Consider the following 25,044-nt stretch of genomic DNA (forward strand, 5'->3'; position numbering starts at 1 on the left):
AGCGCAGCAACGGCGACGGGGAGACCCTCGGTGCTTCATCGCCTATCCGCAGGCCGCGACCATCACATCGCGATCTTCTTCCCCTCGAGTTTCTTCTTCTGCTCGCGCAAATGCTCCTCGAGCTTCAAGCGCGGAATGCCCTTGGCCAGCCACTCCGGCGCCTTCTCACCCTTGAGGTAGCTGTCCCAGTACTCCATCAGTCGCAGGTCGTAGTCCTTGCGGTTCTTGAGCTGCGCCAAGCCGTGATTCTCGCCGACGTACTCCAGCAGGATCACGTCCTTGTCGAGCTGACGCAGCGTATTGTAGAACGTGATGCCTTGATTGAAATCGACGGCGCCGTCTTTGTCATCGTGCAAGATGATGAGCGGCGTCTTCACTTTGTCGGCGAAGCGGTTCGGCGAATTGCGCTCGTAGGCGTCCTTGTTGTCCAGGAAGTTGCCCTTGAAGCGGCCCTGTGAACTCTGGAAGATGCCCTGGTTCGTGCTGCCGGAGTTCCAGTACACCGAGCTGTACATGCTCACCATGTCGGTGAGCGGCGCGCCCGCCACGGCGCTCTTGAAGATGTTGGTCTGACCAATCAGGAAAGCCGTCTGGTAACCGCCCCACGAGTGGCCGTGGAGGCCCACGTTGGCCGAATCCACGATGCCCGTCTTGATTGCCGCCTTCACCGCTGGCACCACGCTCCACACCGCACTCATGCCAGGATCATTGATCTTGTACACGATGTCCGGCAGGAACACTGCGTAGCCGCGCGAATTGTGCACGCCAATCAACGCGTTCGGTGAACTCGAGAAGTTCGGCGAGTAGAAGCTGTTCAGTGCATCCGACTGCAGTTCGTAGATGAACACCAGCGTCGGATACTTCTTGCCTGCTTCGTACCCAGCGGGGAGATACAACGCACCCTGCAGCGAGTCGCCCTTCTCCGTCACGTAGCTCACGAGGCGCGATCCCGCCGACCACGCGACGCCGTTCAGATTCGGATTCGCCTCCGACAAGCGCGTGGAATCGGCGATGGCACCGTTACCGAAGCTCACGCGCCAGTAATCTGGGAACCGCGTGGATGTCTGAATCGACGACACCCACAATTCGGCGTCGCGCGCCTTCATCGGCGCATGACGCGCATCGCGCCAGCCCGTGATCGCCACCGCGCCGGCCTTGGCCGGATCGATGCGCACGATGGCTTCCTTCTTGGTGAGCGCCTGCATGGCGGCCATGTACACCGGCTTCGCGAGGTCGATGTTGCGCTCGCGCGGATCGGTGTTGATCACGCGCGCGTAACGCGTGCGCGTGGCCCGTCCGTTCACCGTGAGGTTCGTCCAGCTCTTCCCCGCCATACCGATGCGCCACACATCGTAGTTGTCGCTGATGAGCGCGAAGCGTCCGTCCTTGCTCCAGCCCACGATGTTCGTACTCGGCCGGTCCACGTTGTGATCGTCTTCGGTGTCGATGAATGACACCGGCGCGCCCGCCGTCACGTTGGCGATCGCCTTGGTGGCCACGTCGTACGCGTGGAAGTTGCCGTCGTCCCAGAAGAGCACCGCCTTGCCGTCGGGCGACAGCGAGGAGGTACCACGCAGCTCCTTCTTCACCAGCACGCGCGTGCCGGTGCGGGCGTCGATCAGATACAAGTCGCGGCGCTGCACGCCATCGTAGCTGCTCTGCCGCTCGTACGCCTGATTGTCAGTGCCGAGCACATAGCGATCGCGCGCGCCGAGGGTGCCGGTGCGGACCACATCATCGGTGAGCTGCACGACCTTCTGCGTCGCGGGAAGGTACGTGGCGAGGAACGAGAAGCTCTTGTCGGCGTTCTCCTGCACGATCTGCATCGACTGCAGGCGCGCGTCCTTGCTGTGCCACAAAATCAGCGACGGACGATCGTCGTCTTCGAGCTGCTCGCTCTTCGGTACGGGCGGCGTGGCCACGCGGAGGCCGATCGCGATGCCGTCCATCTGCTCGAGCCAGCGCGGCGTGCGCTCGGGGCTCACTTCCATGCCGTTGGGCAGGGCAGCGCTGCCGCTTGAGCCCACGGAGATCATCTGCTGCGTGGGCGTACCCACGCGAGAGACGGCCGCGGCGGACCACGTCGTGTCGGTGGCGGCGCTGTCGATCGTACCCTTGAGATACGCGAAGGCGGGGAAGCTGTCGGTCCACGCCAGACGACGATACAAGGCCTTGCCGGCGTCGATCGACTTCACGGTGCCGCTGGCGAGATCGCGCAACTGCACGCCGTTGCCGAGCTGATCGCGCGCGTCGATGGTGTAGCTGAGCCAGCGACCTTTGTCGTCGAACGCGAAGTCGCCCACGTTGCCCACGTTGAAGCTGGCGTTGGTGCCCAGCTCATGCAGCAATAGGTCGGTGCCTTCCACACGACCGGCGCCACCGCCGATGGGATTGCCGCCCATGCCCGGTGCACCGGGGCCCGGCAATCCACCGCCGCCGCCGGCACCACCACCACCACCACCACCGCCGGCTTCGGGAGCATACGCCTGCATCGCCACCCACTTCGGCGAGTCACCGCTGAATGAGAAGCGACGGATCTTGTCGAACTCGCGCGCTTCACCCGTGGCCAGATTCACCAGGCGGAGCTTCGACTGCACGGCGCGCCGTTCGCGGCGCATGCGCTTCTGATCGGCCGCCTTGGGATACACCAGCATGGCGGCCCACTTACCGTCGCCCGAGAGCTGCAACGGGGCGTTGCCGCCACCGCCGCCCGGCGGACCGCCCGCCGCCGCCGGCGCTTCGCCGATCGGGACGCGGTGTTCCTTGCCACCTGAGGCCGTCTGCCGAATCACGACCTCGGCGTCGCCTTCGTTGGGCGCGACCGTGTAGGCGAACCAGGCACCATCGTTGGAGAGCGTGGCGCCGCGGATGGACTTCCAGGCCGAAATGTCGGCCGGGGTGATCGCACGGGCAGGCCCGCCTCGGGCGCCGGCATTGGCGACGGTGGACTGAGCGAGCACCACGGCGGGAGCGGCGAGTAAGAGCGCACCGATCGCGAGGGGTCGCCCCGGGAAAACGAACATGGGAACTCCGAATGTGAGAGGACTGAGGAGAAGCTACGGCGTCTCTTGACTTTTAGCTGTACTAGTACAACTAGTACACCATGCTGCCGTTTCCCATTTCTCTCGTCCCCGGCGAGTCGCCGTATCGGCAGGTGGTCTATGCCGCGACCAAGGCGGTGGTGTCGGGCGTGCTACCGGCAGGATCGCCCTTTCCGTCGGTTCGCGAGCTCAGTCAGGCGCTGAAGATCAATCCGAATACGGCGCATAAAGTGGTGGCCGAGCTGGTACGGAATGGCGTGCTGGAGGTGCTGCCGGGCGTCGGCACCGTGGTGGCCGTGGGTGCCGAATCCAGCGCGGCGGAGAAGCGGGCGCTGCTGGCCAAGCCGGTCGAGCAACTGGTGGTCGAGGCGATGCGCCTTGGCCTGGAGGAGCAGGACGTCGTGCAGGCGCTCGCCTCGCGATGGCGCGAACTCAGCCGAATTTCCCAGAATCCCGCCGCTCAAAGCGCGGCGTTGCCGGAGCCATTGAAATGACGACACCGAACGCGGTGGCGGTGCAGGGACTGTCGCATCGCTATGGTCGAAAGCAGGCACTGCGCGATCTCGATCTCACGATTCCCGAAGGAGCTACGTATGCGCTCCTCGGCGCGAACGGCGCGGGCAAGACGACGCTGTTGCGATTGCTGGCTGGCATTGAGCGCGTGCAGTCCGGCGCGGTCTCGCTGTTCGGCGACAGCGTGCGCAGCATGTCACTCGCGCAGCGGCAGCGGTTCTCGTACGTGGCCGAAGGACAGGAGCTGCCCACGTGGATGCGGCTCGAGCAGATGGAGGCGTACTGTGCGCCGCTCTACCCCACATGGGACGCGCAACTCGCGGCCCAGTTGCGCACGCGATTCGACCTGGATTCGAAACAGAAGATCGGCACGATGTCCCGAGGGCAGTGCATGAAGGCGGCGTTGTTGTGTGCGTTGGCATCGCGACCGCGGTTGTTGCTGATGGATGAACCGTTTACCGGCATGGACGTGAGTGTGCGCGATGAACTCGTGCGCGGATTACTCGACACGTCCGGTGAGCACGGCTGGACCGTCGTGGTGAGTACTCATGACATTGCGGAGATCGAAATGATGGTGGACTGGGTGGGATTCCTGCGCGATGGTCGCATTGATGTATCGGCGCCGTTGGAGAAGCTGCGCGAGACGTATCGGCGGGTGGAGTTCACGCTGGCACCGGGGGCGACGCTTCCGGTGGCGCGACCGGCATCGTGGCTTCGCGTGGAGCAGTCGGGGCAGCGGGTGTCGGTGCTGGGCAGTGGCGTCAGCGGCGCGGCCATTACGCAGGCGCTACACGTTTCGACCAGCGCGCTTGACGAGCACGACGTGACGCTGCGAGAGCTGTATCTCGCGCTGGCCACTCCGAATGCTGCACGCTCGGAGGCGGTCGCATGAGCATCGCACGTCAAGCGTTACATCTGCTTCGCTTCGATGTGCTCCGCATGCGTTGGTGGATCGCGCTGTACATGGTCGCCCTGCTGTCATCAGTGCTGACTGGTCTTCAGTACAAGATCAATTCGGGTGCAGCCGGCATGCTGCCATACCTCGTCGTCGTGATCGCTATGCTGGCCACGATCATGCTCGTGAACGCCGATAGTCCGTTACGCATGGAGGCGTTCTCGAGAGGGCATGCGGTGAGCCCAATGGCGATCTTGATGGCCAAGCTGGTATCGGTGATCGGACTCTTTGTGCTGATGCCTCTCGCCGTCGTAATGATCGCGTTGTTGTCGAACGGGATAGCCGTTGGCGTTGTCGCACAGTTCGTGAAGAGCTCATTCGAAGCGTGGTCGATCTGGATAGCCATTGTTGCGCTGATTGCTGTGGTCACGCGTGATTTGAAGGGCGCGGCACTCCTGTTTGTGGGGGGCATGCTTACGACCGCGCTGTTCGCCGGATACCTCAATCTGCCATTCGACGAAAACGTGTGGGTTCGATCGAATCTGAAGTCGGCCTTCACGGTTTTCAGCGTCGTACTGGTGCTGGCAGTCTTCTACCGACGCATCTCTGGAAAACGCGTAGTCGTGCTTGCGGGACTACTCGCCTTCATGGCGATGTACGCGGCGATGAGGGGTGCCGTGAGGCATGGATCTACGGGTCAGCTTCCGGCGCCTGTCGGGCAGGTGCCCCTCGAAGTCACGAAGGTCGACCTGTTGGGGGCTGAGCGGCAGGATTCGATTCCTGCGTTCAACGCCAAGCTCGAGCGGAGTGCATTGACACGGTACTCTCTGCGTTCCGTATCGCTTTCCGCATTCTTCGTGAATGGTGACAGTATGAATGTCTCTCTTCAGGGCGAGATTGCCGTTGCCGGATCACGGCCGATAAAGACGCCGGCGAGTCACGTTATGATGTCATCGGATGGAACGGAGATCAGCAACGTTCGCTCAGGCAACCTTGCCGTGAATGTGGAGCATCAGGTGATGCAAAGCTTCGTTACTGTCGATGCGCGCGGCGCACGGACGATTCGTTGGCGACCTCAGGATCCTAGCGTTCGAATCCATCGCCTGCAGTCGGAACCGATTCAGAGCATTCGGATCGACGCGGAGCTCATTCGTCATCGGTCAGTCACGCTCGCGTCTGCTCCGTTCAGAGACGGTGTTGTTTTCAACGATGGCGTTCGCCGACTTTCGATCAAACGGCGCCTCCCTGCCGCGAGCGATTCCTATGACGCGACATGGACATCGCTCACACTGTCCGACACACTGTCCGGCGAGGACGTGTACTGGAACGCTCAATCGCTTTCGTCGGATGATCTCTTCAGCTTCATGCTCGAGGACGCGTCAAACAAGACATCCACGGTGTTCCAGCTACGGTCGCAGGGGCGCTCGACCCAGAGCGTCATGTTGCCGGGCATTGAGCTCGCTGAGTTCAAGTTCTCACTCGACGGGCCGCCGCCGACCGCAGGCATACCGGCCACGATTCGAATGGTCAAGTGGACTCCTGATGGATTCGCCAACGCCTCTGGCACGAAGCGGATTCGGTAGAGACGATACACTTGACCAAATTGGTCAAGATCAGTATGCTCCTAGTTGATCAGTTCAATAGCGAGGTTGTATGCCCAAAAAAGTCGTCCGTGAATCCGTCGCACTCTACGACGCCAAGACCCAGCTCTCGGCGTTGGTCGACCGCGCCGCCGCCGGCGAAGAGATCGTGATCATGAAGTCCGGGCATCCCATGGCGCGTCTCGTTCCCATGGAGGACACGCGCCATCGTCGAGTGCCAGGCCAAGGGAAAGGCATGTGGAAGGTGGCGCGTGGATTTGACGCGCCGTTGCCGGATGACGTGTTGGATTCCTTCGAGGCGGAGTAACCTCGCGTGCGCGTGCTCCTGGATACGCATGTGCTGATCTGGTGGGATTCTGGCGCGCGTCTCTCGGCGGCCGCGATGAAGGCCATCAGGAGTGCCGACGACGTGTTCGTCAGCAGTGCGTCGGCGTGGGAACTCGCGATCAAGTCGTCGCTCGGCAAAATCAGCGGTACCCGCACCGTGGCCGCCGCCGCTGCGGCGTCGGCATTTACCGAGTTGCCCGTCCTGTTCCGGCACGCCGAGGCCGCCGCACGTCTGCCGTGGCATCATCGGGATCCCTTCGACCGGATGCTGATCGCGCAGGCGCAGGTCGAAGGGCTGGTCGTCATCTCACGGGACCAATTCTTCACGCCGTACGACCTCAAGCTCATCCGTGCGTAGCGTTACCCCCGTCTTGCTTGCCCGCCGCTGGTCGAACAATACCTTTCCCCACGTGAGGCGCCCTTCATCCACGCGCCGACCCCCAATTCTCGATCACGAGGGATTCATGCGCGTTGTGCTCTCCCGCTCCACCAAGCGCCTGGTCATCGGCGCGGCCTCCGCCACCATGGCCGTCGGCGTACTCACCGCAGCGCGCCCCATCGCCCGCGCCACCGGCATCTCCTTCTCCTACCGCATCTCGTCGAGCAGTGCGGACAAAAAGCAGAAGGAAGCGCGGAGCACGCTCGCCAACGTCCGCATGCAGGATGGCAACATCCGCATGGACTACCTCGAAGGCACGAACCCCATGGGCCAGAAGAACCGCTACATGATCGTGCAGGGCGACGCCGGCAAATTCGTGATCGTCGATCCCAAGGACAAGAAGGCGATCGTCATGACGGCCGACGCGATGGGGAGCGGCATGGGCGCGATGCTCAACAATCCGCTCGTGAAGCTCACCGTCAGCAACACCAGCTTCCGCTACAAGGACCTGGGCGCCGGTGAAACGATCCTCGGCTACAAGACGAGGAAGGTCCGCACCTGGTACTCCAGCACCGTCGAGATGAAGGTGATGATGATGAACCAGAAGACGGTCAGCAACGACTCCAGTGACCAGTGGATCGCCAACGTGGACTTCGATCCGCGCACCATGGAAGCATGGGCCAAGTCGTTCGCATCGGGCGTAAAGTCTACGAACCCCGAGCTCGCCAAAGATCTCGCCAGCTACACCCGCGAGTATGGCCGCTCGGGCATCGCGCTCAAGACGGTCACCTGGTCCACCCAGACGGACAAGAAGGGCAAAGTCACGGCGGACACGCTGGTGATGGAAGTCACCGACCTCAAGACGGGCGCGCTCGACAAGTCGCTCTTCGAAATTCCGGCCGGCTACGAAGTCGCCGACATGACGAAGATGATGGCCGAAGCGGGCGCCGCGATGGACAGCGCCAAGGCCGAATCGGCCAAGGGCGACAAGGACGCCAAGAAGGAAGAGAAGCCGAGTGCCAAGGACGCCATCAAGGCCGGCCTGGGCGGCATGTTCAAGAAGAAGCCGCCCATGTAATCGTGGGCACGGACCGTCACGGTTCGGCAACACACTGTTACAGCCCCGGAAGGTCGTTCGTCATTCCCCTGACGAACGACCTTTCTCTCTATCAGAATCTTTGAAGATGTCCCGTTCACGAGTGCTTCTGGTGCTCGCGGCGAGCATCATGGCCGGCGCCGATGTCGAGCCTGTGCATGCGCAGTCGCTGCCAGCAAACATCCCGACCCCGGCCCAAGCACAGGATCTGGTGCAGAACCGCCCCGAATTGGTGGCGCAACTGCGGCAACGGATCCAAGCCTCCGGTCTTTCCGCCGACCAACTCCGAGCGCGCCTGCGCGCTGCGGGGTACCCCGAGTCGTTGCTGGAACAGGTCATGGGTGGAGCGACACCCGGCGCCAGCTCGCCTCCATCCGATTCGCTGATCAACGCGGTGCGCGCACTCGGCATCGTCGACTCGACCGATGCGGCCGCCCTTCGTAGAATTCTCCTCGGCGGCACCCGTACCGGCGCCGCTGTAGCGGCGGGCACCGTTGCCCCGATCCCGTCGAGCAGCGAACGCCCCAATGGTGATGCCGCGCGACTCGGCACCAGCTACGCGCCCGACGGCACCACACTCTTCGGCTACGCGCTCTTCTCGCAGCCAACGACGGTGTTCGACGCGAACGCCGGCGGGCCGGTGGACGCCTCCTACAAGCTCGGCGCCGGCGATCAACTGGTGCTCATCCTGAGCGGCGATGTCGAAGCCGCGTATACGCTGGATGTCACCCGCGAAGGCTTCATCGTGATCCCCGTCGTCGGCACGGTGCCGGTGGCCAATCTCACGCTCGGTGATCTCGATGTCTTGCTGCGCTCGCGGCTGCAGCGCGTGTACTCGGGCATCGGCAGCAGCACGCGCTTCTCGGTCAGTGTGGCGCGGTTACGCAGCAACCAGGTGTTCGTGGTGGGCGACGTGCAGCAGCCGGGTAGCTATCGCATTTCCAGCGCTGGCACCGCGCTCACGGCGCTGTATGCGGCCGGCGGCCCGAGTGAACGCGGATCACTGCGGCAGGTGGAGATTCGTCGCCGCGGCAAACCGTCACAGCGTTTCGATGTGTACGAGTATCTGCTGCGCGGTGACGCCAGCGGTGACGTCCGTCTCGAGAACGGCGATGTGCTGTTCGTACCCACGCACGGCGCGCGCGTCCGCGTGAGCGGTGGCGTGCTGCGGCCGGCCACCTACGAACTGCGCGCGAACGAATCGCTCGACGACCTGGTGGCGACCGCCGGCGGCTTCACCGACGACGCCTCGCGCCGTCGCATTCGCATCCAACGTATCGTGCCTCCCACGCAACGCACGGCCGAGGGTAGCGATCGCATCGTGCTCGATGTGAGCCTGCCGGACGCCGCCAAGGGCGCGAGCGCCGTGCGCATTCCGATCGAGGCCGGCGATGTGGTGGAAGTGCCGCGCGTCTCGAACCGTGTGCGGGGTCGTATCACCATTACTGGCAACGTGTGGCAGCCCGGCTCACAAGGCATCGACAAGGCCAGCACGCTGAATGACGCCATCCGCCAAGCGGGTGGTCTCAAGTCCGACACCTATCTCGGTCGCGTCATCATCTCGCGACTGCGCGCCGATTCGACGCGCGAGCAGATCCGCGCTACGCTGCGTACCGACGGCACCACGACCACGCCGATGTCGCTGCAAGAAGACGACGAAATCTCGGTGTTCTCGCTGACCGAGTTCCGTGCGCCGCGGTACGTCGCCCTCAGTGGCGCCGTGCGCAATCCGGGTCAGTATCCGTATCGCGACGGGATGACGATGCGCGATCTGCTCCTGCAGGCCGGTGGCTTGTTGCCGAGTGCCTCGCTCAAGGACGCCGAGATCGCGCGACTGCCAGAAACGCGCTTGCAGGGGCAACTGGCGATCACCTTCCGCGTGCCACTCGACTCGTCGTACGTCCTCGATTCGCCGGCCGCCGCCACGCCCAATGGCGAAACCCGCCTTGCGCCATACGACAACGTGCTGGTGCTTCGTCAGCCGGACTGGCAGATGCAGTCCACGGTGACGCTCACGGGCGAAGTCCAATTCCCTGGTAGATACGCCCTGACGTCCAAAACCGAGCGCCTGTCCGATGTCATTGCCCGCGCCGGTGGGCTGACCGCTTCGGCCTACTCGGCCGGTGTGGCGTTCTTTCGTGGAGAGAATGCGGTGGGACGGGTCGGTGTGGACCTCCCCAGTGTGCTGCAGAATCCGAAGGATCGCGACAATCTGCTGCTGATCGACGGCGACTCCGTGCATGTGCCGCGATACAACGCACTGGTATTGATATCGGGCGCGGTGAATTCGGCGGTGGCGCTGCCGTACGAGCCCGGCGCGCCGTTGTCGTCGTACATCCGCGCGGCGGGTGGCACGACGCGGAACGCGGACGTCAAGCGCGCGTACGTGGTTCAGGCCAACGGTAAGGTAGAAACCAATCATCGATACTTCGTCGTTATTGCCACGCATCCGAAGCCCCGGCCGGGCAGCCGGATCATCGTGCCGTCCCGTGATCCGTCCGACAAGCGCGATGTGATGCAGTTCCTCGGCACCATGACGCAGGTCATCGGCAGTTTGGTGACACTGGCCGTCGTGCTGAGCCGAACGAACTAGGGGTGGGACACGCCGTCGTCGAACCGTTACGAACCGTCGGTTAAAGGCTTGGGCGTCTCTTCCGATACTCGATGAGGTAGGCCTTAGGGCGTATGACGCAGGACGGCTTGGGCGGGGGGATGCCTGGGCGGGGGCCGTTTTAGCTCCTGGAGAAGTCGCGACGCAGCGACGAAGTTTTCGCCGCAGACCGTACACGTTATGACGTCCAGCTCCGCTTCTCCGACAACGGCTCAATTGCCGCTGGCCGGGTCACCCGCCGAGGGCCGCAAGGCTCCGTGGCTGACGCATAATCAGTTATTCGTGCTCGATGTCGTGATGCTGACGGCCGTCTGGGGTATTGCCTGGTCGCTCCGCTTCGAAGGACTGGAGTGGCTCAGCTCGAGCTGGCGCGAGGCGGCGAGCTATCACCTGATGCTCGCCGTGCCCATGTGGCTTGGGATCATGGCCGCGTTTCGGTTGTATCGACGCGCGTGGGGGATGGCGTCGGTCGAGGAGCTCAAGGCGATGATGGCGGCCGTGTTCGTGGCGGCGATTGCCAACGTCACGCTCGGTGTATTTCTGCTGCCCGTTCTCGGCCTCTCGCCCACGCGATTGCCGCTCTCGGTGATTTCGTCGCATACGATGTGGAGCATCGTCGCCCTTACGCTGCCGCGCTTTCTGGCGCGTGTCTGGATTTCGCACCGCCGTCAGCGTCGTGACCGGACCATTCAGGCGCCTGTCCTCATTCTCGGCGCGGGTCCATCTGGACGGCTCACGGCGCGAGAGATGCTCGAGCATCCGGCGATGGGACTTCGTCCGATCGGCTATCTCGACGACGACGCGACCAAGCACAACATGCAGGTGGGTGGTCTCGCCGTACTTGGCCCGGTGAGCGAACTCGAGGAGCGGATTCGCGCCTACGGTGTGCGTCATGTCATCATCACGATGTCGAGCGCGCCTGGGGCGAAGATCCGCGAGATCGTGCGCGTATGCACCGCCGCTGGCGTCGAGATTCGCACGATGCCGCAGATCGGCGAGATCATCTCCGGACGCATCGGCGTGAATCAGCTGCGACCGGTGGAGATCCAAGACCTGCTTCGGCGCGCGCCCGTGCAAACGGATCTCGGCTCCGTGCGACGTATCGTGGAAGGACAGACGGTGCTCGTGACGGGTGCCGGCGGATCGATCGGCAGCGAGTTGTGCCGGCAGATCGCGCGGAATGCGCCAGCACACCTGTTGCTGCTAGGCCACGGCGAGAACTCGATCTTCGATATTCAGCAGGAGCTGCGCTCGAGCTACCCGTCGGTGCCACTCACTTGCCTCATCACCGATATCCGTGATGAGACGCGGCTCGACGCGATCTTCAGCCAGTTCCGTCCGAATACCGTCTTCCACGCGGCGGCGCACAAGCATGTGCCCCTCATGGAAGACAATCTGGCCGAGGCGATTACCAACAACGTGAAGGGTACCCGCACCTTGATCGACGCGGCCGTGCGTCATGATACGCCGCAGTTCGTGCTTATCTCGAGCGACAAGGCGGTCAATCCCTCCAGCATCATGGGAGCGACCAAGCGGATTGCCGAATTGCTCGTGCAACGCGCCGCGGTATCGACCGGCCGGAACTATGTGAGCGTTCGTTTCGGAAATGTGCTGGGGAGCCGCGGTAGTGTGGTGCCGACGTTCTTGCGGCAAATCCGCGCCGGTGGGCCGATCACGATCACGCACCCGGATATGCAGCGCTATTTCATGACCATCCCCGAAGCGGTGCAGTTGGTGCTGCAGGCGGCGGTGCTGGGTAAGGGCGGCGAAGTGTTCGTGCTCGACATGGGTGAGCCGATCAAGATTGTCGATCTGGCGTCCGACCTGATTCGTCTCTCGGGACTGCGAGTGGGGGATGACGTCGAGATTCACTTCACGGGACTGCGGCCGGGCGAGAAGTTGTTCGAGGAGCTCTCGCGCGACGACGAAAGTCTGCAGCCGACATCGCATCATACCATTCTGTGCTCGCGCCTCGGCATTCCGCCGGCCGGCGTGCATGCCCATGTCGACGCGCTGGTCCAGTCGGCGATGCGCCGTGACGATGACACCGTGCTGCGGCAGCGCATTGCGGAGCTGGTGCCGGAGTACATCGCGCTCGGTACCACGCACCCGGTGGCTCGCGAGCTCACGTTGGTCGCCTGAATGCACAATGCCCCACGACGCAGATGCGTCGTGGGGCATTGATGCAACATGGTGCGCGACGATTAGAACGCGACGATGTCGAGGTACGCCTTCCGGAACGTCTCGACCTGCGGGAGCGTCGCATCTTCGAGCGAAGGCGCGTATCCCACGAAGGCGTCGGCGCTGGCAATCCGCTTCACCGGCGCATCGAGCCACGCAAAGCACTCGTCGGCGATCTTGGCGGCGATTTCCGCGCCGTAGCCCCATGAGAGTGAATCCTCGGTGGCCACGATCACGCGACTGGTCTTCTTGACGCTGTTGAACACCGTTTCCTGATCCCACGGCGAGAGCGTGCGCAGGTCGATGACCTCTACGCTCGGTCCGCCTTCCTCGGCAATCTGGTTGGCGGCCACCAGGGCACGCTGCACCGTGGCGCCGTACGTGACCAGCGTGACGTCGGTGCCTTCGCGCAGCACGTTCGCCTTGCCGAACGGAATCATGAAATTCGGGCCCGGGTAGCGGCCCTTGTTGTACGTCTGGCGGTACAGGTGCTTGTGCTCGAGAAACAGCACGGGGTCTTCGCTGCGGATGGCGGTGCGGAGCAGGCCGTTCGCATCGAGCGCATTGCTGGGGCACACCACGCGCAAGCCGGGGTTGTGCGTGAACAGCGACGCCCCCGTTTGCGAGTGATAGATGCCGCCGCGGATGTAGCCGCCGTACGTGGTACGAATGACCACCGGCGCGCTGAACGCGTTATTCGAGCGCCAGCGCATGGTGGCGAGTTCGTCGCGGATCTGCATGAACGCCGGCCAGATGTAGTCGAAGAACTGGATTTCGACGACCGGCTTGTAGCCGCGATGCGCCAGACCGATGGCGCGACCGATGATATTCGCTTCGGCCAGCGGCGAGTTGTACACGCGACCACCACCGAACTTGGTCTGCAGGCCGTGCGTCACCTTGAACACGCCGCCCTTGCCCTTGACCTTGCCCAGGTGCTGCTCTCGCGACACGTCGGCCACATCTTCGCCGAACACCAAGATGCGTTCGTCGCGCGCCATTTCGTCGCGCATGCAGGCGTTGAGCAAGTCCACCATGGTGGTCGGCTCGCCCGTGAACTGCGGATCGTCTTCGGTATCGAACTGTTCGGCCGTGGGGTCGACATCCGGCGAGTACACGCCGAAGGTGACCGTGTCGGCGCCGGGCTGCGGCTGCTCGAGCGCGTCGTCGGTGGCCGCGAGAATCTCGGCGTCGACGGTATCGCGCATCGCCTTCAGTTCTTCTTCGGTGGCGAGTCCTTCGGCCAGCAGGAACAGCGGGAACGTGGTGAGCGGATCACGCGCGGCGTCGGCATCACGCTCGTCCTGCGGACGATAGAACACCTCGTCGTCGGAGAGCGAGTGCGAGTACGGGCGGATCACCTTGGCGTGCACAAACGCCGGTCCCTTGCGTTCGCGCGCATACGTCACGGCGCGCTCGAGCGCGGCGTACGACGCGAGGAAATCGCAGCCGTCGACTTCTTCGATGTACATGTTCGGGAACGACGCCACGAGCTTCGAGATCGAGCCGCCGGCGGTGTTCACTTCCACCGGCACCGAGATGGCGTAGCCGTTGTCTTCCACCAGATACACCACGGGCAGCTTGAGATTGCACGCGGTGTTGAGCGACTCCCAGAACTCGCCTTCGCTGGTGGTGCCGTCACCGGTGGTCACGAGCGTCACGTCATCGCCGGGGAACCCGTCGGTGAGCTGGCCCTGCGAGGCGCGCAGCGTGGACTCGGCGTTGCCGACCGCCTGCAGGAACTGCGTACCGGTTGGCGACGACACGGACACGATGTTGAGATCCTTCTGCCCCCAATGGCTCGGCATCTGCCGCCCACCCGAGTTCGGATCGATCGCGGCGCCGACGGCGCTATACAACATTTCGGCGGGCGTCATGCCGAGCTGCAGACAGAGCGCCCGATCACGGTAGTACAGATAGAACCAGTCGTACGACGGACGCAGCACCATGCCCGCCGCGGTGAGCACGGCCTCATGACCAGCGCCGGAGATCTGGAAGAAGATCTTGTTCTGGCGCTTCAGCTGAATCTCTTTGTCGTCCAACCGGCGCGACGTGTACATCACGCGGTAGGCGTTCACCATCTGCTCACGCGTGAGCGCGGGCTCGGCGGCGGCTCCCTTGCGGGGGCGGCTCGGGCGGGTCGAAGTGGCCATCGAAGTGATCTGAAGGGCTGGGGACAGACAACCCCTAAACTTAGCGCCGGTCGCGAGCGGAAGGGGCTTTCTGCGGCCGGGATCATGCAGTGCTTGCCGTGCGTACAATTCGGGGACAGCTTGGCAGGACGGTCCTTCCTCTCTGGTGAAATCTTATGCACGCACCCACTGCTCCTATGACGCCGTCCAGCGGCCACTGCATTTTCTGCGACCTGATTCGGGGCGCGGCCGAAGTGTCGATCTGTTACGAAGATTCGGTGGCGATCGCCTTCCTTGATATTCAACCGGTCAACCCCGGGCACGTGCTGGTCGTCCCTCGTGAGCACTACGAAGTGCTGCAGGATATCCCGAAGGATGTCGGCGCCCATCTGTATCAGGTCGCGGCCAAGCTGATCCCGCGTGTGCAGACGGCGTCGGGGGCGACGGACATGAACATCGTCGTGAACTCGGGTGCCGCCGCCGGTCAGAACGTGATGCACTACCACATCCACCTGATCCCGCGTCGCGAAGGCGATGGGTTCGATGTGCCGCTGCCGTTCCCTGGCTCGCAGATGCCGAACCGGCAGCAACTCGACGGCATGGCCGCCCGAATCGGGAGCATGCTTCGTGACCCACTCACGAACAGCGGCATGAAGCGCTAGGCGGGAAATGCTGTAACGGTCCTGCTCTTGTCTTGACGGGAGCAGGAACGTGATCGTATAGTCGCGGTGTCAAACGGATCGTAGCAGCGATCGCTTCAGCTTTGGTGTGCGTGTCCACCCGGTTTTCCAGGAGGATGATGCGTTCCACTCGCGGTAGTTCCTGCCCGTGCCCCTCGGCCCACCCGTCGGCACGCTCCCGGCCCTCATCGCGCCGGCTCGTTCGCACCAACCGTACTCCACGCCCCGTCGTGAGGCTCACCGCCTCCGCCGGGGCGTCGTCACTTCGGCCACAGGTGGCGGCGCAGGTCGCGGCGAAACAGGCCATGCGCCGCGCCGCCCTGCGCGACTGTGGGCAACGCTGCGTGTATTGTGCGGCGCGGCTCGATCATCGCACGGCTACGCTCGATCACGTCGTGCCGTTGGCGCGCGGCGGGGCGCACGACCCGGGCAACCTGGTCACGGCCTGCGGTCCGTGTAATCGGCTCAAGTGCGACATGCTCCCGTTCGATTTCTTCGCACGTCACCCGTGGGCAGGATCGAATTTCGTGCGCTACGCCCGCTCGGTGCATCGCGCGCTCAAGCGTGGCGCACGACGTGCCGTAAGCCTGGCGTTCGCGCGCGCGGATCTGATGGCGGCATAGGACGCTCGCGTAGGTCACTCGCGCCAGCGGCGCAGGCATGCGACCATTCCGTATGCTTCGTTCTCTGGCGCTGAGCGCCCTGCTGTGTGCCGGTGCGCGTGCCTCGTGGGCGCAGGGCGCCACGCCCGCGTCGCCGCTGCCGTTGGTGCCGTCGGATTCGGTACTGCGGCTGGCCGTCGACCCGGCGCGCGCGGTAGGGCAGCCCTTCGTGGTGCTGCTGCAGGAATCCAGTTTTCGCGTGGAGGCCGACGGGCGCTGGCAACAGCGCAATCGGCGGGCGGTGCAGGTGGTCGATGAGAACGCCGCGCGCGGCCTGGCCGAGCAGGCGTTCGCCTTCGCGTCGTCGCATCAGACGTTGACCATCGAGTGGGTGCGCGTGCTGCGCACCACGGGCGTGGTCGTGGCCGACAAGCCGGCTCAGATGCAGGATGCCGATGTGCCGGCGGCGATGGCGAATCCAATCTATCAGGATCAGCGCGTGCGCCGTCTGTCGCTTTCAGGTGTGACGGCGGGCACCGTGGTCGACATCGCCTGGTCGGTGAGGGAATCCGCGCCGCAGCGGCCGGGCGATTTTCTGTTTCGCGCGGGATTGAACGGACCGACCTCCATCCGGCGCTCGATCATCGAGCTCGACGTGCCCGAGGGGTACGCGCCGAATATCGTGGAGCGCAACCTCACGGTGCAGCGCCGCGATGACATCGCCAACGGTCGCCGGCGATACTTGTGGACAGCAAGCGATCAGCCCGGTATTCGGGGCGAACCGTTCGCCGCCGACTCGAATGGTGTGGTGCAGACCATCACCGTGGGACCACGCGGCACGTGGACCGAGATCGCGAGTTGGTACCACGCCTTGTCGAAGGATCGCTACGCGCTCAGCGTGAGCGCGGCGGCTCGCATCGATTCCCTCGTACGCGCCAGCGGGGCCCGCACGAAGCTCGACACCATTCGCGCGGTGCATCGCTTCGTGGCGCAGGACATCCGGTATCTGTCCGTCGCGCTCGGCATGGGCAGCTATCAACCGCGCACGCCCGACGAGGTGCTCTCCACGGCGCTCGGCGATTGCAAGGACAAGGCGACGCTGTTCGTGGCGGCGTTGCGTCGGTATCGCCTCGCCGCGAGTCCGGTGTTGTTATCACTCTCGCAACGCCCCGATCCGAACGTGCCAACGGTGTTCCAGTTCAATCACGCCATCGCCGCCGTGCGTGATGGGGCGCATTGGGTGTATACCGACCTCACCGCCGAATCGATTCCCTACGGCGAGTTGCCCGATGCCTATCAGGGAAGTTTTGCGATCATCATCGGTGACGACGGCGCGGCGCAGCGTGTGACGCTGCCAGTGCGACCCACCGAGCGAAACGTGTCGTCCCTGCAGCTCACGATGCAGCTCGGGCCCGACGGACGCGCCGTGGGACGCGCGGTGGAGCGGGCTGACGGATCGCCGACGTACGGGCTCCGCCTGGGCCTGAGCACACCGCTCGATTCCACCCGGCGCGCGGTGTTCTCCCGATCACTGACCCAGCGCATCTTTGGTGCGGAAGTGACCGGGAATCCGCGGGTGGACTCGCTGGTGGTCTTCAATGGCCGCGATCTCTCGGCGCCGGCGCAGATCTCGTATTCCGTGTCGGCCGACGAGCTCGTCCGCACGATCGGCACGTCGAAAGTGCTGGCCGTGCCGTCGGTGGTGCGCGGACCGGCGCGGAGCTTCCGCACGGCGCTCCGGGAACTCGAAAGTCGCGGCCCGCGGCAGCTGCCGATCGACGCGAGCCGGATTCTTGCACCGATCGCCAATGTCACCGAGTGGATCGTGACGTTGCCGCCGGGCTGGACCGTGGAGCTGCCGGCGAACGTGTCGGCCACGAGCTTCTTCGGCAGTTACAGTTCGACGTGGACGCAGACCGGGCGTGAGTTGCGGCAGGTGCGCCGGTTGCAGGGACAGCGGGGTATTTTCGGCCCCGAGCGCATTGCCGAAGTGTTGGTCTGGCTGCGCACGGTCGGGGCGGATGATCAGGACTTTCTCACGGTGAAGCCGGCAACGGCGCCGTAATAGCGGAGACTAACAGATGCGTTGGAGCCCAGGTGGACGGAGCGACAATCTCGAAGATCGTCGTGGCGCGAGTGGTGGTGGAGGATTTCGTGGCGGCGGTGGCGGCGGGATGAAGCTGGGGCTCGGCGGCACCGTCGTGCTGCTCGTGCTCAGCCTGATCTTCAAACGCGATCTGCTCACCGAGTTCAGTGGTGGAGCGCCCGGCGTGCAGACCGCGCCTGCGTCGCAATCGGCCCCGGTAACCGACGCCGGCGAAGAGAAGATGGTGGATTTTGTGTCGTTCGTCCTCGATACGGCGCAGGTGACGTGGCGCACGCTGGTGCCGGGTTACACCGACGCGCGGCTCGTGCTGTTCCGAGAAGGCGTACGATCGGCGTGCGGCGACGCTAGCGCGGCCTCGGGGCCGTTCTACTGCCCGGGCGATCAGCGCGTGTACGTCGATCTCTCGTTCTTCGATCAGCTCGATCGTCAGTTCGGCGCGCCCGGTGATTTCGCGCAGGCGTATGTACTGGCGCATGAGATAGGGCACCACGTGCAGAATCTCACGGGTACCGAGAAGGCGATGCGCAACGCCGTGCAGCGCAATCCGGCGGCGGGCAATCAGCTGTCGGTGGCGATGGAGCTCCAGGCCGACTGCTACGCCGGCGTGTGGGCGCACTCGGCGGCCCGAAGCGGCATCATCGAAGCTGGTGATCTCGACGAAGGCCTCGGCGCGGCGGCCGCAGTGGGTGATGACCGACTGCAGAAGATGTCGACGGGGCGGGTGAACCCGGAGTCGTTCACGCACGGCTCGAGTACCGACCGGAAGGCCTGGTTCCGCAAAGGCTTCGACTCGGGCGATCCACGTTCGTGTGACACATTCGGACAGGGACGCTGATTCGTGAGTAGTCCCGAGGGATACGCGCCGCGAGATGGTGTGCTGGAAGAGCAGACGTGGCCGGCCATGCGCGACGGTGATTGGCCGGTGGCGCTGGTGCCCTTCGGCGCCACGGAACCGCACAACACGCATTTGCCGTACGGCACTGACACCATCATGGGGCGTGAAGTCGCCGCACGAGTAGCGGCCGCGTGCGCCGCGCAGGGCGTGCGCGTTGTGGCGTTGCCCGCGGTGCCGTTCGGCGTGAACACCACGCAGCTCGACCTGCGCTTCACGATCAACATTATGCCGAGCACGCAGCTGGCCCTGTTACGCGATGTGGTGAAGAGTCTCGAGCCGCACGGCGTGCGCGCGCTGGTGCTGTTGAATGCTCACGGTGGTAACGAGCTCCGCGCGCTGGTGCGGGAGCTGCAGCCGAGCACCCCGATCGTGCTGTCGATCGTGAACTGGTGGCAGGCCGGTGACCACGGGGTGTTCGAGAGCGCGGGCGACCATGCCGGTGAACTCGAAACGGCGGCGATCATGCATGTGGCGCCGCACTTGGTCGTGCCCGACCGCAACACGTGGGGCGATGGCCATGCGAAGGCCAGCGTGTTCGACGGCGTGCGCAGCGGATGGGCGTGGATGCCGCGCCGCTGGACGCAGGTGACGGCCGATACCGGCGTGGGCAATCCGCGAGAAGCCACGGCGGAGAAGGGTGCCGCGTTCGTGGCGCAGGCGGTGGAGCGGATTGCGGCGTTCTGCGTGCAGCTGGCAGGAGCGGATCCGAACGCGATGTGGGCGGATCCCTAAACGCGTCTCCGCCGGAGAGCCGGGCCTAGCGGCGCAGTTCTACCGTCTGCGCCGCGTTGTCGCCGTCGCCGAAGTACAGTGAATGTCGCTTCTCGCCCGGCATCGATAACAGCACCACGATGTTGGCCTGACTCGGAAAGAGCTCGGCCAGTAGCGCGTTGCGAATGACGAGCGTGCCCGGTGCGCGCGCCGCGTCGAACTGTAGCAGGTACCAGTGCACGGTACCGCCCACCGGGTCCTTGTCCACGCCCTGCTGCACCAGCTGCGCTTTGAGCGCGCGACCATCGGCCGACACGCTCACCTTGGCATTGAAGTACGCCGTGAAGAGTGAGTCGGCCTTGGGGTCGCGATCGAGTGCGAAGGCGGGGCGACGCGCATACGCGCGCAGCCCCTTCTCCAGATCGTCGCTGAACAGCCGCACCTTCCACATCACCGTACCGTTCTCGATGACAGCGCGCGTGTGCGTGCTGTGCACATCGTGCATCACACGGACACCCGCGTCGCGGCCACCGAACAACAAGGCGGCCAAGGCCAGTGTGGTGAGCTTCACGTGCGACTCCTTCTGTTCATCCGATCGGGCGCGTGCTCACGCCCTTCGTGAACGTGTTGTTCGTGCGGTCCACGTCGGCGTAGCCCGAATCGGGATCGGCCGTAACCTTGGCAATCTCCTTGTCGGAGAAGAATCCGTACTCGTGTGACTTCTCGCTGCCGCGCCATACCTCGGCCGGCATCTTCACGCGCTCCTTGGTGCCGTCGGTGAACTCGATCTCGAGCTCCAGCGGCAACACCAGCCCGCCCTTGTTCTCGGCGGTGATGCGGTGATAAAACTTCCCGCGCTTGGTCGTGCCGGCAAATGCCTGCGCGTCCTGCGACTCGACCTTGGTAATCGCCTGATCATTGTTGTAGGTGCTGTAGAACCACCCTCGCCAGAAGTAGTCGAGGCGCTCACCGGCGCCGCTGGCCAGCGTGCGGAAGAAGTCGGCCGGCTGCGGATGTTTGAACATCCACTTCTTCGAATACTCCTGAAACGCCAGATCGAAGCGCTCCGGGCCCAGCACCTTTTCACGCAGCATCACCAAGCCGGCGGCCGGCTTGCTGTAGCCGTTGTTGCCGAACTGACGATGGATGAAGTCCGACTCGGTCATGAGGGGTACCTGATCGGCGTCCTTCATGTAGTTCACGATGTTCGGCGCCGGACCACGCAGGCGCGCCGCCGGCCAGTTCTTGTCGTAGTCGAGTGAGCTGTAGTACTCGAGGAACGAGTTGATCCCTTCGTCCATCCACGTCCACTTGCGCTCGTCGGTGGCCACGATCATCGGGAACCAGTTGTGCCCGACTTCGTGAATGGTGACCGCGGCGAGCGCGTACTCCTGATTCTTGGTATACGTGCCGTTGGCACCGGGGCGTCCGCCACAAAAGGCGATCATGGGATACTCCATGCCGCCCACTTGGCCGTTCACATTCGACGCCTGCGGATACGGATACTCGAACGCCATGCGGCCGTAGCTGCGCATGGTCTGTGCGATGGCCTTGGTAGAGATGTCGCTCCACAACGGCATGGCGTCACGCGGATACACCGAGTGCAGTTCGATGGTGCGGCCGGCCGGCGAATAGCGGAAACCCGCGGCATCCCACACGAACGTCTTGCTACTAGCCCACGCGAAGTCTCGCACATTCTCGGCCGTGAAGCGCCACGTGATCGGGGCCGTGCCGGCCGGACGCGCGCCGGGTGTGGCCACTTCGTTCGGACGCACGATGAACACCGACGTGTCGCCCGCGATCGCCGTGGCCAGGCGCGTGCGCTGCGTGGGCGTGAGCACCTGCAGCGGGTTTCGCAGCGTGCCGGTGGAGCGCACGATGTGGTCATGCGGCACCGTGATGCTCACGTCGTAGTTGCCGAAGTTGAGATAGAACTCGCCCTGGCCCAGGAACGGGTCGTTCTGCCAACCGGTCACGTCGTCGTAGACAGCGGCGCGCGGAAACCACTGCGCCACTTCGTAAATCCATCCGTCCTTCACCTGCTCACGCACGCCGCGGCTGTTGTTGCCGCCCTCGGGTACCACGAACGACCAGTCGATGTCCACCACGGCCTTGCCGCCGGTGGGGATCGGCGCGTCGAGGTTTACGCGCATCTGCGTGCCGTTCACGATGTAACGGGCCGGCTTGGCCGTCTGCCCGTTCACCGAGACCAGCGCGACACGCGTGATGTCGTAGCCGCCCACCGGCTCTTCCTCGGGCAGCAGGAAGCGACGGGCCTGCGGCGATAGCGTGGCCGGCAATGCCGACTTCGTCATGTTGGCGCGGCTCGTCTTCGCTTCGATGTTCTGATCGAGCTGGAACCAGAGGTAGCCGAGCGGCTGTGGCGAGTTGTTGTGGTACGTGATGCGCTCCGAGCCCTTCACCGAGTGTGTGTTGGTGTCGAGCGTGGTGCGGATCACGTAGTCCACGCGCTGCTGCCAGTAGCGCGTGCCCGGTGAGCCGGACGCATCACGGAAGTCATTCGGCGACGGCCATTCGTCGAGCGCGCGGAACGACGACTTGTTGACCTTGCTATTCGGTTCGGCGTTGAGCCACTGCTGCGCCGGCAGGGCCGTTGGCAACGAAGCCGGAAGCAGGAGTAGCACAACGGAGAGCGAGCGGAGAGACAATCGCATACGGCACGAGGAGGAAATGGATGGTCATGACCAGGCGCGAAGGCGCTGGACCAGCAGCATGAGCGCGAGACCACCGGTCACGCCCACCAACAGTTGTACCCACCGGCGTCGCTGAAGGATCGCCGGTACCAAAAGGGCACCCACAGCAAGCACGAGAGCCAGAATCAGGAGCTGCCCGAGTTCGAGTCCCACGTTGAAGGCCAGCAACGGCAGGCCAATGCGCTCTTCGTCACCCAACAACGCGCGCAGGTAGCTCGAGAAGCCGAGACCGTGAATGAGGCCGAACAGCAGCGCGATGAGATACCGCTTCACCGTGACCGGATTCTCCGGGCGCTGCGGGGTGGCCGCCGTGTAGGCGTCGAGCGCCGTAAAAAGGATCGTGGCCGGAATCAGTGTCTCCACCACATTCGACGACACCGACACCAGGCGCAACGTGGCGAGGGCCAAGGTGATACTGTGGCCCACGGTGAACGCGGTGACCAGCACCGCGAGTCGGCGCCAGTCACGAATGCTGAACGGGATCGCCAGTGCGACCACGAACAAGATGTGATCGTACCCGGCGAGATCCGCGATATGCCGAAAGCCGAGTTCGAGATAGACGCGAAACTCGTCGAACATGCCTTACGCCTGCACGAGCAATAGAGCGAGCAACAGTCCGATCAATAGTCCACCGGACGCAGATACGATTCACCGATGCCGGACTGGCTCACCAAGGCGGTGGCCGGCGGCCGCCGCTTCCAATGCGTGCCGTTCAGTCGCTTCGACACCAGCGTGAGTTCATCACGCTGGAAGCCGCGCGAGCGCAGCGCCTCGTGTGAGAAGCCGTGCAGCATGCCGTTCAGGATCTCGTCGGCGCGCGCGTAGCTGATCCCGAGATCGCCCTCGTCGGTCTGACCAGCAATGAGATCGGCGGTGGCTGGCTTGGTGATGATGATGTCGGGCACGCCCAAGTGACGGGCGAGAGCCCACACCTGCGTCTTGTAGAGGTCACCGATCGGATTGATCGGCGGGGAGTCGTCGGCGTGCCAGGTGAAGTATCCGAACAGCCGCTCTGTCTTGTTGCCAGTGCCCAGCGGAAGTGCACGATAGCGGGCCGACAGGTCGAACAGCGCAATCATGCGGGTGCGCGCCATGATGTTGCCGCGTCGTGAGGCGTCGGCGTCGGGTTCGGCGGTCAAGTAGCCGTCGACCGCCGGGCTGATGTCGACGGTGCGCGACTCGATCCCGAGCGCGTCGATCACCAACTGTGCGTGCTCGAGCGATTCCGCGCTCGACGTGCGGTACGGCAAGCGAATGCCGATCACGTTCTCGCGACCGAGCGCGCGCGCGGCAAGGAAGGCCGTGACAGCGGAGTCGACACCACCGGAGATGCCGATCACGGCCTTTCCGAAGCCACGGCGCGTGAGCTCTTCGCGCAGGAATCCGGTGAGCCATTCTTCCGTCATGCCGGCGTCGATGGCGAGCGGTGGCGGGCCACCGTGGTCGCGCATTTCGTGCCGGATCACGGGCAACGACTCGGGGATCGCGCGCACGATCGAATTGGCGCGCTGCAGTGCTTCGGTGGGGACGGCGAATTCCCCGGTGGTGAAGCCACGGGCCCCGCGTAGCAGATCGGCGGCGGCGGGCTCGGGTCCGTCGTACGACAACGACAGCGGCGCGCCGTCTTGAATCCGACGGATGTTGTCGAGCACGTGCGGTAGCGCCACACGCAGGTCACTCAGCAGCGGCCCGTCGGCGCGGGCGCGCACGAGATCATCGAGATCGACCGTCAGCGAGACGAACGACTCATCCCACACCGGGGCGCGGCCACGCACGTCGCCACCGGGACCAACCAAGTGCGACGTGCCGAAGAAGCGCTTGCCGCCTTCGGAGCCCACGAGGTTCACGAAGCTGGTGTAGACGCCCTGTTCCTCGGCGATGTCGCGAATGAGCCGCTCCCAGCGGGCGGCGCTGTACGGACCGGCAATGCCGTCCTCACGCGGCCAGATACCGCGGGCGGGGGCGGCCGACGACACGAACACCACCTGGGCGCCGTCGAGGGCGGCAATGGTGCCACTGATGGAGTGCCAGGCGTCTTCGCACACCAGAATGGCCGCACGGCCCCACGGCGTTTCGAAGGCGCGGATATCGGTGCCGCGTTCCACGAAGCGCTCTTCGTCGAACAGCCCGTAGGTGGGCAGGTAGTTCTTGCGGTGCACGTGCCGGATCACCGGCGGTCCGTCGTCGAGCCCGATGGTGAGGTAGGCCGCGCTGTTGTGCAGCGTATCGCGCCACCTCTCGTAGAAGCCGATCACGAGGTCCATGGCTACGCAGTCGATGCCGGCCGCCGCGCAGGCGGTGCGGTAGGCGTCATCGAGGTCGTACGCCAGCGCACCGGCGGTGCAGGCGACCTCACGGACGCCCCCTTCCACGAAGTAGCCCGACAGGGCCGTCTCGGGGAAATGCACGACCTGCGGGCGCGGGTCGAGGGTGGAGGCTTGCGCGCACAGCCGCCCGATACGGGCGAGGTTGGCGGCTACGTCGCCCTTGCGGGGCGCAAACTGGCACAGGGCCAGCGTTAGCGGACGAATCGGATCACCAGGCATGTATGCAAAGTAGGAG

At 64.4% G+C, this 25,044-nt stretch carries 19 protein-coding genes and 1 pseudogene; 13 read left to right on the forward strand and 7 right to left on the reverse strand.

Annotation, left to right across the window (positions count from 1 at the left end):
* Window positions 1–62: 62 nt before the first annotated feature.
* Window positions 63–3,023 carry a S9 family peptidase gene (locus HKW67_RS21925; protein WP_206044535.1) on the reverse strand — a complete coding sequence of 987 codons (2,961 nt, stop codon included), beginning with the start codon at window positions 3,021–3,023 and terminating at the stop codon, window positions 63–65.
* Window positions 3,024–3,103: 80 nt separating this feature from the next.
* Between HKW67_RS21925 and HKW67_RS21935 the strand changes: the two genes are divergently transcribed.
* From HKW67_RS21935 to HKW67_RS21970, 8 genes are all read left to right on the forward strand, one after another.
* Complete coding sequence (locus tag HKW67_RS21935; protein WP_171227433.1) at window positions 3,104–3,535, forward strand: GntR family transcriptional regulator; 432 nt, start codon at window positions 3,104–3,106, stop codon at window positions 3,533–3,535.
* A complete protein-coding gene (locus HKW67_RS21940) occupies window positions 3,532–4,446 on the forward strand; it encodes an ABC transporter ATP-binding protein (protein ID WP_171227434.1) in 915 nt (304 codons plus the stop codon). Before HKW67_RS21935 ends, HKW67_RS21940 begins: the two co-directional genes overlap by 4 nt.
* Window positions 4,443–6,032, forward strand: coding sequence for a hypothetical protein (locus HKW67_RS21945; protein ID WP_171227435.1), 1,590 nt, complete (start codon window positions 4,443–4,445; stop codon window positions 6,030–6,032). The genes HKW67_RS21940 and HKW67_RS21945 overlap by 4 nt, the downstream gene beginning before the upstream one ends.
* 70 nt (window positions 6,033–6,102) lie before the next feature.
* Complete coding sequence (locus HKW67_RS21950; RefSeq protein WP_171227436.1) at window positions 6,103–6,357, forward strand: type II toxin-antitoxin system Phd/YefM family antitoxin; 255 nt, start codon at window positions 6,103–6,105, stop codon at window positions 6,355–6,357.
* A gap of 6 nt (window positions 6,358–6,363) precedes the next feature.
* The gene (locus HKW67_RS21955; protein ID WP_171227437.1) at window positions 6,364–6,735 is read left to right on the forward strand and encodes a type II toxin-antitoxin system VapC family toxin; all 372 of its coding nucleotides are present in this window, start codon (window positions 6,364–6,366) and stop codon (window positions 6,733–6,735) included.
* A gap of 106 nt (window positions 6,736–6,841) precedes the next feature.
* Window positions 6,842–7,834 (forward strand): DUF4412 domain-containing protein, encoded by a 993-nt coding sequence (locus HKW67_RS21960; protein WP_171227438.1) that lies wholly within the window; start codon window positions 6,842–6,844, stop codon window positions 7,832–7,834.
* 106 nt (window positions 7,835–7,940) lie between these two features.
* Window positions 7,941–10,445 (forward strand): SLBB domain-containing protein, encoded by a 2,505-nt coding sequence (locus tag HKW67_RS21965; RefSeq protein WP_171227439.1) that lies wholly within the window; start codon window positions 7,941–7,943, stop codon window positions 10,443–10,445.
* Between the two features lie 198 nt (window positions 10,446–10,643).
* On the forward strand, window positions 10,644–12,605 hold the full coding sequence (locus tag HKW67_RS21970) for a polysaccharide biosynthesis protein (protein ID WP_171227440.1): 1,962 nt from the start codon (window positions 10,644–10,646) through the stop codon (window positions 12,603–12,605).
* A gap of 62 nt (window positions 12,606–12,667) precedes the next feature.
* Here HKW67_RS21970 and HKW67_RS21975 read toward each other — a convergent pair whose 3' ends face one another.
* Window positions 12,668–14,794, reverse strand: a complete 2,127-nt coding sequence (locus HKW67_RS21975; protein WP_171227441.1) for an alpha-ketoacid dehydrogenase subunit alpha/beta — start codon at window positions 14,792–14,794, stop codon at window positions 12,668–12,670.
* A gap of 176 nt (window positions 14,795–14,970) precedes the next feature.
* On the opposite strand from HKW67_RS21975, the gene HKW67_RS21980 reads away from it, so the two are divergent.
* From HKW67_RS21980 to HKW67_RS22000, 5 genes are all read left to right on the forward strand, one after another.
* A complete protein-coding gene (locus tag HKW67_RS21980; RefSeq protein WP_171227442.1) occupies window positions 14,971–15,435 on the forward strand; it encodes an HIT family protein in 465 nt (154 codons plus the stop codon).
* A gap of 248 nt (window positions 15,436–15,683) precedes the next feature.
* Window positions 15,684–16,076, forward strand: coding sequence for an HNH endonuclease (locus HKW67_RS21985; RefSeq protein WP_171227443.1), 393 nt, complete (start codon window positions 15,684–15,686; stop codon window positions 16,074–16,076).
* Between the two features lie 52 nt (window positions 16,077–16,128).
* Window positions 16,129–18,120: a DUF3857 domain-containing transglutaminase family protein gene (locus HKW67_RS21990; protein WP_171227444.1), complete on the forward strand. Its 1,992-nt coding sequence runs from the start codon at window positions 16,129–16,131 to the stop codon at window positions 18,118–18,120.
* Between the two features lie 16 nt (window positions 18,121–18,136).
* On the forward strand, window positions 18,137–18,997 hold the full coding sequence (ypfJ, locus tag HKW67_RS21995) for a KPN_02809 family neutral zinc metallopeptidase (RefSeq protein WP_171227445.1): 861 nt from the start codon (window positions 18,137–18,139) through the stop codon (window positions 18,995–18,997).
* Between the two features lie 3 nt (window positions 18,998–19,000).
* Window positions 19,001–19,789 (forward strand): creatininase family protein, encoded by a 789-nt coding sequence (locus HKW67_RS22000; RefSeq protein ID WP_171227446.1) that lies wholly within the window; start codon window positions 19,001–19,003, stop codon window positions 19,787–19,789.
* 25 nt (window positions 19,790–19,814) lie between these two features.
* Here HKW67_RS22000 and HKW67_RS22005 read toward each other — a convergent pair whose 3' ends face one another.
* From HKW67_RS22005 to HKW67_RS22880, 5 genes and pseudogenes are all read right to left on the reverse strand, one after another.
* Window positions 19,815–20,339: a DUF6702 family protein gene (locus tag HKW67_RS22005; protein WP_171227447.1), complete on the reverse strand. Its 525-nt coding sequence runs from the start codon at window positions 20,337–20,339 to the stop codon at window positions 19,815–19,817.
* A gap of 16 nt (window positions 20,340–20,355) precedes the next feature.
* Window positions 20,356–22,443: a M1 family metallopeptidase gene (locus HKW67_RS22010; protein WP_171227448.1), complete on the reverse strand. Its 2,088-nt coding sequence runs from the start codon at window positions 22,441–22,443 to the stop codon at window positions 20,356–20,358.
* Window positions 22,444–22,467: 24 nt separating this feature from the next.
* On the reverse strand, window positions 22,468–23,061 hold the full coding sequence (locus tag HKW67_RS22015) for a HupE/UreJ family protein (RefSeq protein WP_171227449.1): 594 nt from the start codon (window positions 23,059–23,061) through the stop codon (window positions 22,468–22,470).
* Between the two features lie 41 nt (window positions 23,062–23,102).
* On the reverse strand, window positions 23,103–23,933 hold the full coding sequence (locus HKW67_RS22875) for an NAD+ synthase (RefSeq protein WP_425486264.1): 831 nt from the start codon (window positions 23,931–23,933) through the stop codon (window positions 23,103–23,105).
* A 258-nt stretch (window positions 23,934–24,191) separates the two neighbouring features.
* A pseudogene (locus tag HKW67_RS22880) lies at window positions 24,192–25,028 on the reverse strand (nitrilase-related carbon-nitrogen hydrolase); the annotation flags it as partial.
* Between the last annotated feature and the right edge of the window lie 16 nt (window positions 25,029–25,044).

Source organism: Gemmatimonas groenlandica, assembly GCF_013004105.1.
Classification (GTDB): Bacteria; Gemmatimonadota; Gemmatimonadetes; order Gemmatimonadales; family Gemmatimonadaceae; genus Gemmatimonas; species Gemmatimonas groenlandica.